11 protein-coding genes are annotated in these 12,452 nt (G+C 65.4%); 5 read left to right on the top strand and 6 right to left on the bottom strand.

Annotated elements, in window-relative coordinates; genetic code table 11:
* Window positions 1–92: 92 nt before the first annotated feature.
* Window positions 93–1,151, bottom strand: coding sequence for an anthranilate phosphoribosyltransferase (trpD, locus tag GV007_RS07250; RefSeq protein ID WP_160071700.1), 1,059 nt, complete (start codon window positions 1,149–1,151; stop codon window positions 93–95).
* A gap of 106 nt (window positions 1,152–1,257) precedes the next feature.
* Here trpD and ctaE point away from each other — a divergent pair, with 106 nt between their 5' ends.
* The 4 genes from ctaE to qcrB all read left to right on the top strand — a co-directional run bounded on the left by ctaE (window position 1,258) and on the right by qcrB (window position 5,486).
* Window positions 1,258–1,890 carry an aa3-type cytochrome oxidase subunit III gene (gene ctaE / locus GV007_RS07245; protein WP_236558405.1) on the top strand — a complete coding sequence of 211 codons (633 nt, stop codon included), beginning with the start codon at window positions 1,258–1,260 and terminating at the stop codon, window positions 1,888–1,890.
* 22 nt (window positions 1,891–1,912) lie between these two features.
* A complete protein-coding gene (qcrC, locus tag GV007_RS07240; RefSeq protein WP_104241162.1) occupies window positions 1,913–2,746 on the top strand; it encodes a cytochrome bc1 complex diheme cytochrome c subunit in 834 nt (277 codons plus the stop codon).
* A 72-nt stretch (window positions 2,747–2,818) separates the two neighbouring features.
* Window positions 2,819–3,898 (top strand): cytochrome bc1 complex Rieske iron-sulfur subunit, encoded by a 1,080-nt coding sequence (gene qcrA, locus GV007_RS07235; protein ID WP_104241161.1) that lies wholly within the window; start codon window positions 2,819–2,821, stop codon window positions 3,896–3,898.
* Window positions 3,882–5,486 carry a cytochrome bc1 complex cytochrome b subunit gene (qcrB, locus tag GV007_RS07230; RefSeq protein ID WP_104331154.1) on the top strand — a complete coding sequence of 535 codons (1,605 nt, stop codon included), beginning with the start codon at window positions 3,882–3,884 and terminating at the stop codon, window positions 5,484–5,486. The genes qcrA and qcrB overlap by 17 nt, the downstream gene beginning before the upstream one ends.
* 1,111 nt (window positions 5,487–6,597) lie before the next feature.
* On the opposite strand, the gene GV007_RS07225 is transcribed toward qcrB, so the two are convergent.
* From GV007_RS07225 to GV007_RS07205, 5 genes are all read right to left on the bottom strand, one after another.
* Complete coding sequence (locus GV007_RS07225; RefSeq protein WP_104331153.1) at window positions 6,598–7,020, bottom strand: cytochrome c oxidase subunit 4; 423 nt, start codon at window positions 7,018–7,020, stop codon at window positions 6,598–6,600.
* Window positions 7,017–8,738 carry an aa3-type cytochrome oxidase subunit I gene (gene ctaD, locus GV007_RS07220; protein ID WP_104241157.1) on the bottom strand — a complete coding sequence of 574 codons (1,722 nt, stop codon included), beginning with the start codon at window positions 8,736–8,738 and terminating at the stop codon, window positions 7,017–7,019. Before ctaD ends, GV007_RS07225 begins: the two co-directional genes overlap by 4 nt.
* 11 nt (window positions 8,739–8,749) lie before the next feature.
* Window positions 8,750–9,703: an aa3-type cytochrome oxidase subunit II gene (ctaC, locus tag GV007_RS07215; RefSeq protein WP_104241156.1), complete on the bottom strand. Its 954-nt coding sequence runs from the start codon at window positions 9,701–9,703 to the stop codon at window positions 8,750–8,752.
* Window positions 9,704–9,831: 128 nt separating this feature from the next.
* The gene (locus GV007_RS07210) at window positions 9,832–10,197 is read right to left on the bottom strand and encodes a HesB/IscA family protein (RefSeq protein ID WP_104241155.1); all 366 of its coding nucleotides are present in this window, start codon (window positions 10,195–10,197) and stop codon (window positions 9,832–9,834) included.
* A gap of 100 nt (window positions 10,198–10,297) precedes the next feature.
* Complete coding sequence (locus GV007_RS07205; protein ID WP_160071699.1) at window positions 10,298–11,716, bottom strand: dipeptidase; 1,419 nt, start codon at window positions 11,714–11,716, stop codon at window positions 10,298–10,300.
* Between the two features lie 40 nt (window positions 11,717–11,756).
* Here GV007_RS07205 and GV007_RS07200 point away from each other — a divergent pair, with 40 nt between their 5' ends.
* The gene (locus tag GV007_RS07200; protein WP_160071698.1) at window positions 11,757–12,341 is read left to right on the top strand and encodes a DUF3043 domain-containing protein; all 585 of its coding nucleotides are present in this window, start codon (window positions 11,757–11,759) and stop codon (window positions 12,339–12,341) included.
* The last annotated feature ends 111 nt before the right edge of the window (window positions 12,342–12,452 follow it).

Below are 12,452 nucleotides of genomic sequence, written 5' to 3'. Positions count from 1 at the left end.
AGCAATTTCCTGCTGAGGGCCTCGGTCCGTCCTGGCGCGGCGGCGGCGAGTCGCTCACCTTGCCATCCCGCTGCGCCGATCGGCGACTGGCTTCACGCGGAGCGCGTCGCTGCCACCCACGCATCCAGCGTTGCGATCGCGCGGCCGGAGTCGATGCTGGTGGCCGCGTCGGCGATGCGCGCCGCGAGGCGCTCCCGGAGCGGCCGCTCCGCCGCTTCAGGCGTCACCGCGAGGTCGTAGGCCACGAGGCCCGCCGCCGCGTTGAGCAGCACGATGTCTCGGACAGCACCGTGCTGCTTCCCAGAAAGCACAGCGCGGGCGATGGCCGCGTTCTCCTCTGGCAGACCGCCGAGGAGCTCCCGCATGTCGTAGGTGCCGAGGCCGACATCCCGTGGGTGCAGATCGTGTTCGGTGATCGCCCCGTTCGACACCTCCCAGATGTGGCTGTAGCCGGTGACGCTCAGCTCGTCGAGGCCATCGTCGCCCCGGAAGACCAGAGCGGTGGCGCCGCGGGTGCGGAAGACCCCGGTGATGAGCGGGATGGCTGCCTGGCGGGCGACCCCGACGGCGGACGCCTCGGGTCGAGCAGGATTCGTGAGAGGGCCGAGCAGGTTGAAGACCGTGGGAACTCCGAGCTCGCCACGCACTTTCTTGGCATGGCGGAACCCCGGGTGGAACTGCGCGGCATAGACGAAGGTGAGTCCGACCTCCTCGAAGATCCGTCCCACTCGAACAGGGTCAGCCGTGTGGACTGCGCCAAGCGCCGAGAGCACGTCGCTCGAACCGGACTTCGCGCTCGACGCGCCACCCCCGTGCTTCACGACGGGGACACCCGCACCGGCGCAGACCATCGACGCCATCGTCGAGACGTTCACCGTCCCGACCATGTCGCCGCCGGTGCCGACGATGTCCAGCGCCAGAGGAGGAACCTCGAGCGGCACGGCATGCTCGAGGATCGCGTCGCGGAACCCGACGACCTCCTCGACCGTCTCGCCCTTGGCGCGGAGGGCGACCAGGAACGCTGCGAGACGCGCTTCGCTGACCTCGCCGCTCATGACCTGGCGCATGGCCCAAGTGGCCTGTGCGACGCTGAGGTCATCACCGCCAAGGAGCTTCTCGAGCAATCCGGGCCAGGTCTCGGTCGATGTCATGCAGGAAACGATAGCCGTCCACCACCCAGGCACACCTAATCGGACGCGACCCGCCGGTCAGCCGTGCGTTGTCTCGGGAACCTGGGAAATCGGTCATAATGGTCAGGTGACTGCTGCAACCACCGCTCAGGCCGTGCACACGGTCCATCGCCCCAATACGACTGCCATCGGCGTCATCGTTTGGCTCGGTAGTGAGGTGATGTTCTTCGCTGGGCTCTTCGCGATCTTCTTCACTCTGCGCTCAATGGCGCCAGAGCAGTTCGCCGAAGGCCACAGTGCGCTGAACGTGCCCTTCGCCACCATCAACACGCTGATCCTCGTCAGCTCATCGTTCACGTGCCAGTTCGGCACGTTCGCGGCTGAGCGCGAGCAGGCCCGCGCCACCGGCAAGAGCCCCAAGAACTGGGGGGCGATCGAGTGGTTCTACCTCACCGTCCTGCTCGGAGGAATCTTCGTCGCCGGTCAGGTCTGGGAGTACGCCACCTTCGTCAGCGAGGGCTACGTCCTCAACCTGAACGCGTTCACGAGCGCCTTCTACATGACGACCGGCTTCCACGGCCTGCACGTGACTGGCGGACTCGTCACGTTCCTCCTCGTGATCGGCCGCATGTACTCTGCCCGCCGCATGGGAACTCGCGAGGTCAGCAGCGCGCTGGGCATCTCCTACTACTGGCACTTCGTCGACGTGGTCTGGGTTGCGCTCTTCTTCGTCATCTACCTGCTGCCCTACTTCTCGTAGCCCGATCCTGGAGAACACACCAATGTTCCGAACGACCAAACCACGGACTGCGAAGACGGCGACCCGCAAGACGGCTCGCCGCCGCACCCCCCTCGCCACCGCAGCCCTCCTCGGCGCAGGACTCCTGCTGACCGGTGGCGCGTACACCGCGATCGACACGGCAACCACGGCTGCTGCAGCCGAGGACGTGGCCCCTGCCAGCGCCGCCGACATCGAGAACGGCGCTGCGCTCTTCGGCGCAAACTGCGCAACGTGTCACGGCATGAACGCCGCGGGCACCGAGAACGGCCCGAGCCTCATCGGCGTCGGCGCGGCTGCCGTGGACTTCCAGGTCGGTACCGGCCGCATGCCCATGCAGGCCAACGCCGCCCAGGCCCCCGCCAAGCCCGTCCAGTTCGACGAGCAGGGCATCTCCGACCTCGGTGACTACATCGCATCGCTGGCCCCCGGCCCCGCCGTGCCCGACGAGAAGTACTTGCAGGCCGACGGCGACGCAGCCCGTGGAGCAGAGCTGTTCCGCATCAACTGCGCTATGTGCCACAACGTCGCAGGTGCGGGCGGTGCCCTCACCGAGGGCAAGTTCGCGCCCGAGCTCATGACGGTCGAGCCCGTCCACCTCTACGAGGCGATGATCACGGGCCCGCAGAACATGCCCGTCTTCAACGACGCGAACCTCACCCCTCAGGACAAGGCCGACATCATCACGGCGATTCGCTGGCAGACCGAGGTCACCGGCACGATCGGCGGCAACAGCCTCGGATCGCTTGGTCCAGTCTCCGAGGGCCTCTTCATCTGGATCTTCGGAATCGGCGCAGGCGTCGCGATGGCGGTCTGGATCGCCACTCGACCGAACTAGTGCCGGAAGAAACCCGGCCCGGGTCCAAACGACTTACTGCAGCTGAACAGACACACCCAGAAAGGGATCACCATGGCTGATGGCGAACACGGCGGAGAGCTTCGCACTGCTCCTTCGTCGGAGCGGGCGCCTCACATCGGGACCGCGATCCTTCCCAAGGACGGCTTCGAGAACCCTGGCATGCCGGCGCACCGCGACCGGATCACAGACGCGGACCCCGCGCAGGCGAAGCGCACGGAGCGCCTCCTCGTTGCGCTGTTCGTGTTCTCGGCACTCGCCAGCATCTTCGCTGTCGTCGCCTACTTCGTGTGGCCGATCAGCCGCGAGGACATCTCCACCGTCCGCCTGAACAACATGTTCCTCGGCATTGGCATCGCGCTTGCGATGCTCGCCATCGGCATCGGCACGGTCGCCTGGTCCAAGTACCTCATGGCCGACCACGAGATGGCTGAGGCCCGCCACCCGGGCAAGGGCTCCCCCGCCACTCGCTCGCGAGCGGTCGAGGTCTTCGCGCAGGCGAACGAGGAGTCAGGCTTCAGCCGCCGCAAGCTGTTCCGCAACTCCCTCATCGGAGCTCTTGTCGCCATGCCGCTTCCTGGCATCGTGCTCTTCCGCGACCTCTACAACGGCAACAACCCGGACCCGGTCGAGTCGCTCTCCCACACCATGTGGGAAGAGGGAACCCGCCTCGTCCGCGACCCCACGGGAACGCCGATCCGCGCTGCGGACGTCACCTACGGATCTGCCTTCCACGTCATCCCCGACGGCCTGATCGATCTCGAGCATCACCTGCTCGAGGAGAAGGCCAAGGCGGTTGTCCTGCTCATGCGCTTGCCTGCTGACCAGCTCAACGAGCGCGAGGACCGCGCTGGATGGTCCTACGACGGAATCGTCGCCTACTCCAAGGTCTGCACGCACGTCGGTTGCCCGGTCGCTCTCTACGAGCAGCAGACGCACCACCTGCTCTGCCCCTGCCACCAGTCGCAGTTCGACGTCAAGAACCACTGCGAGGTCATCTTCGGACCGGCGGGACGCCCGCTCCCGCAGCTGCCGATCGCTGTCGACGACGAGGGCTACCTCATCGCGCAGAGCGACTTCACCGAACCTGTCGGACCGAGCTTCTGGGAGCGACGCCATGACTACAACGTATAAAGCTCCGGTACGCGAGGGCGGGTTCATCGCCGGCGCAGCCAACTATCTCGACGAGCGCACCACCATCTCCGGTGCGGTCAAGGAGTTCGGGCGCAAGATCTTCCCGGACCACTGGTCCTTCATGCTCGGTGAGATCGCGCTCTACAGCTTCGTCGTCATCCTGCTCTCCGGAACCTTCCTGACGTTCTTCTTCGACCCGTCGATGGCCCACGTCGAGTACGAAGGCTCCTACCTCCCGCTCAAGGGCATGGGCATGTCGGCCGCCATGGCGTCGACGCTCGACATCTCCTTCGACATCCGCGGCGGACTGCTCATGCGCCAGGTGCACCACTGGGCAGCGCTGCTGTTCGTGGCGTCCATCGGGCTCCACATGCTGCGCGTCTTCTTCACCGGAGCGTTCCGCAAGCCCCGCGAGCTCAACTGGGTCGTCGGCTTCGTGCTCTTCATCCTCGCGATGGCAGAGGGCTTCACCGGCTACTCGCTCCCCGATGACCTGCTCTCCGGCAACGGCCTGCGCATCATCGACGGAATCATGAAGGGCATTCCGCTCGTCGGAACCTGGGTCTCCTTCCTGTTCTTCGGCGGCGAGTTCCCAGGCACCGAGATCGTCGGACGCCTCTATTCGCTGCACATCATGATCCTGCCCGCGATGGTCATCCTGTTCATCGCGTTGCACCTGGCGCTCATGGTGATCAACAAGCACACGCAGTGGCCCGGACCCGGCCGAACGAACGGCAACGTCGTTGGAAACCCGGTCCTCCCGGTGTTCGCTGGCAAGGCAGGCGGATTCTTCTTCCTGATCTTCGGCCTCATCTTCCTCATCGCGTCGTTCTTCTCGATCAACCCGGTCTGGAACTACGGACCGTACGACCCGTCCCCCGTCTCCGCCGGTACCCAGCCCGACTGGTACATCGGATTCGCCGACGGCATGCTGCGACTCATCCCGCCCGGCTGGGAGGTGTACTGGTTCAACCACACGTGGTCGTTCGCGATCCTGACCCCGCTGATCCTCATCGGAATCTTCATCGTGCTGGTTGTCGTCTACCCCTTCATCGAGGCATGGATCACCGGTGACAAGCGCGAGCACCACCTGCTCGACCGCCCGCGCAACGCTCCCACCCGTACCGCAATCGGCGCTGCTGGCGTGACCTTCTACGCCGTCATGTGGGCCGCCGCGAGCTCCGACCTCATGGCGACGCACTTCCACCTCGCCATGGAGCACGTCATCCACTTCCTGCAGGTGATGCTGTTCCTCGGACCGGTCATCGCGTACATCGCGACGAAGCGGATCTGCCTCGGACTGCAGAAGCGCGATCGTTCGCTTGCGCTGCACGGTGTCGAGTCGGGTCGTGTCCTGCGGCTCCCCCACGGCGAGTTCGTCGAGGTCGAGGTTCCGCTCGACAAGTACGACCGGTGGGAGCTGGTCTCCTACAACGAGCAGGCCCCGATCATGCTTCGTCCGAACGAGGACGGCAAGATCACGGCTCCCATGCGCCTGCGCGCCGCAATGTCGCGCTGGTTCTTCGAGGACCGCGTCGAACCCGTCACGAAGACGGAGATCGAGCAGGCACACCACGGCCACCACTAGGTCGTAGCAACTCCCTGAGCCTTCGGGCGCAAGAGGGGCTGTCAGTTCCGCTTCAGCGGCCTGACAGCCCCTCTTCTTGTACTCGGGCCACTCCTCCGTGAGGGCCTGGGGGACACGGACGGGAGACCACGGAGGCTGTTCCCACGCTTCAGGACTCTCGACCGGGACGAGATCTCTTGGAGCGCCGTTGCGTTCTCGCCATCGGCAGCTCTCAGACGAGTCGCCCGCACGCGAAGTCGCACGAGGGAACGGAGAAGCCAGTAGACGCGGAAACAAGCAGGAGCCGTCAGCGTTGCCGAATCCCGCCGCGAGTTCCCCGACACTCGAGTCGCTGTCCTGCCCCCAGGAGCGCCCCCAGATTTCATGAGGAACGGCCTGAAGACAGAACGAACGCAGCAGGAGCCCCGAGGTCGCTACCGGCACGGAGACCCTGCACGGGCTCGGCCCACTTCCGCGACCTCCTGGACTCGAGACGGGAGGGAGCCCGCCATATCCACTGCACTGCCCACGCTTGGCGCGCACCGGATGCGGGCCCGCGGCATCGGACCCAGGACGGACACTCTTGCACCGCCTGCCGCCAGCGAGCATCGGGTGAGCAGCGTCCGGCAGAGAGAGGCAGAAGCAGAGGCAGAGGCAGAAGCAGAAGCAGAAGCAGAAGCAGAAGCCTCGCGGCCCAACGTGCGCGTGCTCCTTCTGCGCGTACTGGGGCCTCAACCCCTCCCCTGGAGCACGAACACAAACCGTCGAGTCCAGGAGCGTCACAGGGCAACGTGGGGAACTTCACGGGTGATCGGGGCGCCGTCGGGACTGTCCAGCCGCCGTCGGACTTGTCAGGACGCAGCGAGAGCCTCTCACTCAGCAGAGTGCAGTTCCCGGCACGGCAGCACGTGACCGTGAGGCACCCGGCGCGGGTGCGGTCGCCGCGGGTGCGGTCGCCGCGGGTGCGGTCGCCGCGGGTGCGGTCGCCGCGGGTGCGGTCGCCGCGGGTGCGGTCGCCGCGGGTGCGGTCGGCGCGGGTGCGGTCGGCCTGGGCCGAGTTGGTCGCTGCAGCAGGGACGGCAAAAGGCCCGCCCCTCTTACGAGGGACGGGCCTGAAGCCTGCAGGCGGCGCCTAGTGGGCGTAGCGTCCGCGGTAGTACTCGAACACCCAGCCGACGATGGCGACGATGAACAGGGGCGCCGCGAAGTACGCGAACCACCATCCGCCGATCGACAGGCCGAGGAAGATCAGCCCGACAGCGAGAGCGAGCACAAACGGCCACCAGCTCTGCGGCGGGAAGAACCCGAGCTCAGGGTCAGCGTCAGCGATCTCGCCGTCGAGCCTGTCCTCGGGGAGGACGTGCACTCGGAACGGCTTCGCCGAGCTGCCGAGGTAGAAGGCGACGAAGGCGACGAAGATACCCGACAGCGCCAGCGCCACGATGCCAACCCACTCGTAGTGGCCGAGGGCCGCATGAGTCCAGAGGGTGTAGACGACGGTCACGACCGCGTAGAAGACGGCGAGGACCCAGAGGAGGCGTGCGGAGGTCTTCACTCTCGTTCTCCGATCTTGTCGTTGACTGGCGTCAGGTCGCGGTAGCCGTGCGGTGCGACCTCGGGGTGGTTGAGGTCGAACGCCGGACGCTCCGAGCGGATGCGCGGGATGGACGTGAAGTTGTGACGCGGCGGCGGGCAGCTGGTCGCCCACTCGAGCGAGGAGCCGTAGCCCCACGGGTCGTCGACGGTCACCTTCGGTGCGTTGCGGGCCGTGATGAAGACGTTCAGGAAGAACGGCAGCAGCGAGATCGCGAGCACGAAGGCACCGAACGTCGAGAGCTGGTTCATCCACGTGAAGTTGTCTTCGGGCTGGTACGTCGCGTATCGACGCGGCATGCCCATGACGCCCAGCCAGTGCTGGATGAGGAACGTCATGTGGAAGCCGATGAACAGCAGCCAGAACTGGATCTTGCCGAGGCGCTCGTTGAGCATCTTCCCCGTCCACTTCGGCCACCAGAAGAAGAAGCCGGCGAACATGGCGAAGACGATCGTTCCGAAGATCACGTAATGGAAGTGCGCCACGACGAAGTACGTGTCTGACACGTGGAAGTCGAGCATGGGCGAAGCCAGGATGACGCCCGTCAGACCACCGAAGACGAAGGTGACGAGGAAGCCGAGCGAGAACAGCATCGGCGTCTCGAACGTGACCGAGCCACGCCAGAGCGTTCCCAGCCAGTTGAAGATCTTCACGCCCGTCGGCACCGCGATGAGCATCGTCATGAGCGCGAAGAACGGCAGGAGCACAGTACCCGTTACGTACATGTGGTGAGCCCACACGGAGGCTGAGAGTGCCGCGATGGCGATCGTCGCGTAGACGAGGGTCTTGTAGCCGAAGATCGGTTTTCGGCTGAAGGCCGGGAATATCTCGGACACGATGCCGAAGAACGGCAGCGCGAGGACGTAGACCTCTGGGTGGCCGAAGAACCAGAACAGGTGCTGGTAGAGGATCGCTCCCCCGGCCTCGACGTCATAGATGTGCGTCAGGAACACGCGGTCCATCAGCAGACCGAACCAGGCGGCCGCGAGAACGGGGAAGGCGAAGAGCACGAGGATCGACGTGATCATCGCGTTCCAGGTGAAGATCGGCATGCGCCACATCGTCATGCCAGGTGCGCGCATCGTGATGATCGTCGTGATGAAGTTCACGGCTCCGAAGATCGTCGCGAATCCTGTCGCCGCGAGCCCGGCAACCCAGAGGTTGCCTCCGACTCCCGGTGAATAGGTCATCGTCGACAAGGGGACGTAGGCCGTCCAGCCGAAGGATGCCGCACCTCCCGGCGTGAGGAAGCCACCGACCGCGATGAGCGCGCCGAAGGTGAAGAGCCAGAAGGCGAACGCGTTCAGTCGCGGGAACGCGACGTCGGCCGTGCCGATCTGCAGGGGCACGAGCACGTTCGCGAAGCCGGAGAAGAGCGGCGTTCCGAACATGAGCAGCATGATCGTGCCGTGCATCGTGAACAGCTGGTTGTACTGCTCTTTGGTATCGATGATCTCCATGCCCGGCTCGAAGAGCTGGGTGCGGATGACCAATGCCATGACTCCGCCGATGCAGAACCAGACAAAGCTCGAGATCAGGTACATGTACCCGATGGTCTTGTGGTCCGTCGAGGTGATCCAGGTGACGAGGACGTTGCCCTTGCGCTCGACAGAGCGGCTCGGAGCCGTGGTCGCCTCAGAGACCGGGGTGATGCCTGGACGGTTCAGCGTTGACGTCATTTTCGTCGCCCCTATTCCGACTCGTGGTTGAACTCGGGAACATCAGTGCCCGGAAGGTTCTGGTTGCGGTTGTAGTCGTCGCCGTGGGCGCCGACGTTGCCCGCCGCGCGCAGCTCGGCGATGTAGGCGTTGTACTCGGCCTGCGAGACGACCTCGACCTGGAAGAGCATCATCGAGTGGTACTCGCCGCACAGCTCGGCGCACTTGCCCATGTAGGTGCCTTCACGTTCTGGCACGAACGACATGGTGTTGGTGTGGCCGGGGATGTTGTCGATCTTGTAGTGGAAGTCGACGACCCAGAAGGAGTGGATGACGTCGCGCGACTTGATGTCCAGCGTGACGTTTGCGCCGACCGGGAGGACGAGCTTGGGCAGCGCTGCCTCGTCGATGGTTCCGGTCGCAGCTCCTCGCTCGCCGTCGACAGACGGCTCGCGGTCTTCCTGCGCCTGGATGCCCTCGTAGTAGACGCCAGAGTCGTAAGCGGTGTTGCTGGTCGGCAGGTAGTTGAAGTCCCATGCCCACTGCTTGCCATAGACCTCGATCTTCACGTCCTGCTCTTCTTCGGCGAAGTTCGAGACGACGGGGGCCTCCTCTCGCACCGTGAAGGCGAAGAAGCCGGCGACGAGGATGATCGGGACCACGGTGAAGAGGATCTCGATGGGCATGTGGTAGCGCAGCTGCGCTGGCAGACCCTTTTCGCCCTTGCGGCGGCGGTACATCACGGATGCCCAGATGATGAGCCCCCAGGTGATGCCGCCCACGACAAGCAGAATGATCCAGGAGTTGACCCAGAAGTTCGTAAAGGCGTCGGAATGGTTGGTGACGCCGGGGTCACCGGGCATGTAGCCCCGTAGTTCTTGCGACGTGCAGCCAGCCAGAATCAGAATCAGGGCTGCTGCAATCGGAGCGGCGAACCACTTCACGCGGCGGGTGTCTCGCACGGCAAACCTTTCGAGGTGACGCATACAGGTTGCTGTCAGTCTAGTGGGAATCTCGCGGGCGAACGACTCGGGGCGCGCGGAGACGACGAAACGGCGCGGTCAAAGACCACGCCGTTTCGGGTGTGTCGCGGGACGCTGCCCCGCGTGTCGGATCAGTGGAAGGAGTCGCCACAGGCACAGGATCCCTGCGCGCTCGGGTTATCGATCGTGAAGCCCTGCTTCTGGATCGTGTCTTCGAAGTCGATCTTCGCGCTGTCAAGGTAGGGGACGCTCATCGGATCGACGATGACTTCCACACCGTCGAAGTCGACGGTCGCGTCGCCGTCGAGGATGCGCTCGTCGAAGAACAGCTGGTAGATCAGCCCAGAGCAGCCGCCAGGCTGCACGGCGATGCGGAGGCGGAGTCCGCCTTCGCTCTCCTGGCCGATGAGGTTCTTGATCTTGTCCAGGGCCGCCTGCGTGAGGGTCACGGAGTGCGTGGCCTCGCTCACGGTGATGCCTTCAAGAACTGCGCTCATTGATTCTCCTCGTGCTGCTCGGCGGGACGACCTGCTCCCGCGCTCTTCACGTCGATAACGGCGTGTGAGCCAAGGATATTCCTCCCACGCAGGAATCGCATCACCGGATGTCCTCGTCGACGCGAGCGAAGCGGTGCAGGAACAGTGCCTCTGCTGAGATCGCCCGGCGGAGGACTCCGAGGTCCTGCGACTCGTTCGGGCTGTGCGCCATCGTCGCCGGGTCCTCGACTCCTGTCACCAGGATCTCCGCCTCCGGGTACACCTCGGCGAGTGCCGCGATGAAGGGGATCGATCCGCCGATGCCCGTCTCCGCTGGCTGGGCGTCCCATCCGTCCTCCATCGCCGTCTTCATGAGACCGACGGCTGGTCCGGCCGTGTCGACCAGGAACGGCTGCCCCAGGTCGGGCTGGGTGATCTCGATGTGCGCCCCGAAGGGCGCATGCTCGCGAAGGTGCCGTTCGATGGCCTCGAACGCGCGTGCGGCGTCGTCGCCCGGGGCGATGCGCGCGGACAGGCGCACGGAGACCGCTGGGAGGAGCGTGTTCGAGGCCTCGTCGACGCTCGGCGCGTCGATGCCCGTGATCGTGATCGCGGGCTGGTTCCAAAGTCGGTCATGGACGGTGCCGGCGCCGATCGTGGTGACTCCCTCGAGCAATTCCGCGTCACGGCGCACGTCGGACTCGTCGCCCCCGGAGGGTCCGTCGGCACGCGAGACGAGCCCGGAGACCGCGACGGCTCCGCGCTCGTCCCAGAGGGAATCGAGGAGCCTGACGGTCGCGAGCATCGCATCCGGGACCGCTCCCCCGAGCATTCCGGAGTGCGAGGCATGGCCGAGCGTTCGCACGGTCACCTTCATCGTCACGTTGCCGCGCAGCGAGACGGTCAGGCCGGGGACGCTCGTCGAGGGGTTGTCGCTGTCCGCGACGATGATGGCGTCAGCGCCGAGAGCCGCCTTGTGCTTCTCGAGGAAGTCGGCGAAGCTCCGCGAGCCATTCTCCTCCTCCCCCTCGATGAAGACCGAGATGCCGATCTTCGGCCGCCCGGACGTCGCCGCGCTGAGCGCCTCGACAGCCGCGATGTGGGTCATGACCCCGGCCTTGTCGTCGCTGGCACCGCGGCCGTACAGGCGGCCATCGCGAAGCGTCGGCTCGAACGGTGGAGTGCGCCAGTCGTCGGCGCTGCCCTGCGGTTGGACGTCGTGGTGCGCGTAGAGCAGAACCGTCGGCTGGCCGGGCTCCGCCGGCCTCGTTGCGATCACCGCGGGCTGCCCGGCATAGCCGTCGGCGGTCTCGACGCCGTCGATGTCCACGGTTTCGAACACCCCCGTCTCGCGGAGCAGCTCCGCGGTGCGCTCTGCACTGCGTCGCACGTGGACTCGGTCGAAGGCATCCCAGGACACTGATGGAATGCGGACAAGCCCGGCTAGCCGCGCGATCGTGGTCGGAAAGCGGTCCTCCACCGCTCGGAGGAGCGCCTGTTCCTGGTCATGTGCATCGAGTGGGGCATCGGAGAGAGTCATAGCGGTTAGGCTAAATCACCCAGAGTTCTTGAGAGGCATCATGTCGAAGCACGAGTCCAAGAGCGCCGAGACAGCATCGCTTCCCGCGAAGAGTCCGGCCAAGAAGCAGCAGCCGACCCCCACGAGGCGCGAGCGCGAGGCGCAGAATCTGCGTCCCCTCGTCCCCGAGGACCGCAAACAGGCCAAGCGCGAGATGCAGGCGAAGGTGCGCATCGAGCAGGCCAAGGCACGTGAGGGGCTCGCCAAGGGCGACGACCGCTACCTCCGTCCCACCGAGCGCGGCCCGCAGAAGCGCTTCATGCGCAACTACATCGATGCGCGGTACTCGATCGGCGAGCTCCTGCTCCCGATGATGTTCCTCGTCATCTTCGCCACCTTCATCCCGAGCCAGTCTGTCGGCATCTGGGCCATGAGCTTCATCTGGGCATTCCTCGCCGTCTGCGTGCTCGAAGCTGTCATGATCGCGAACATCATCAAGCGACGCATCGCGGCTGTCGTCGGCAAGGACAAGGTCGAGAAGGGCATCATGATCGGCACGATCGCCCGGAGCCTGCAGCTGCGCGTCATGCGCATGCCGAAGTCGCAGGTCAAGCGCGGCGCCAAGATCGAGTTCACGGGCAAGTAGTCCTCGCCCGGAGCTTCTTGCTCGTCTGCAGAAACTCGAAGGCCCGAACGGTATTCCGCTCGGGCCTTCGCTGTTTCACAATCTAGACCTGCACGGTGCCCAGCAGGTGTC

Source organism: Pseudoclavibacter sp. 8L (genome assembly GCF_902506465.1).
GTDB lineage: Bacteria > Actinomycetota > Actinomycetes > Actinomycetales > Microbacteriaceae > Pseudoclavibacter.
The sequence above is the reverse complement of the archived record's forward strand: the minus strand, read 5'-3'. Positions and strand labels throughout refer to the sequence as shown.

Bases quoted from the DNA above. Each gene is read 5' to 3' on its own strand.
- trpD (WP_160071700.1), bottom strand. From the start codon at position 1,151: ATGACATCGACCGAGACCTGGCCCGGATTGCTCGAGAAGCTCCTTGGC.
- qcrC (WP_104241162.1), top strand. From the start codon at position 1,913: ATGTTCCGAACGACCAAACCACGGACTGCGAAGACGGCGACCCGCAAG.
- qcrA (WP_104241161.1), top strand. From the start codon at position 2,819: ATGGCTGATGGCGAACACGGCGGAGAGCTTCGCACTGCTCCTTCGTCG.
- qcrB (WP_104331154.1), top strand. From the start codon at position 3,882: ATGACTACAACGTATAAAGCTCCGGTACGCGAGGGCGGGTTCATCGCC.
- ctaD (WP_104241157.1), bottom strand. From the start codon at position 8,738: ATGACGTCAACGCTGAACCGTCCAGGCATCACCCCGGTCTCTGAGGCG.
- ctaC (WP_104241156.1), bottom strand. From the start codon at position 9,703: ATGCGTCACCTCGAAAGGTTTGCCGTGCGAGACACCCGCCGCGTGAAG.
- GV007_RS07210 (WP_104241155.1), bottom strand. From the start codon at position 10,197: ATGAGCGCAGTTCTTGAAGGCATCACCGTGAGCGAGGCCACGCACTCC.
- GV007_RS07205 (WP_160071699.1), bottom strand. From the start codon at position 11,716: ATGACTCTCTCCGATGCCCCACTCGATGCACATGACCAGGAACAGGCG.
- GV007_RS07200 (WP_160071698.1), top strand. From the start codon at position 11,757: ATGTCGAAGCACGAGTCCAAGAGCGCCGAGACAGCATCGCTTCCCGCG.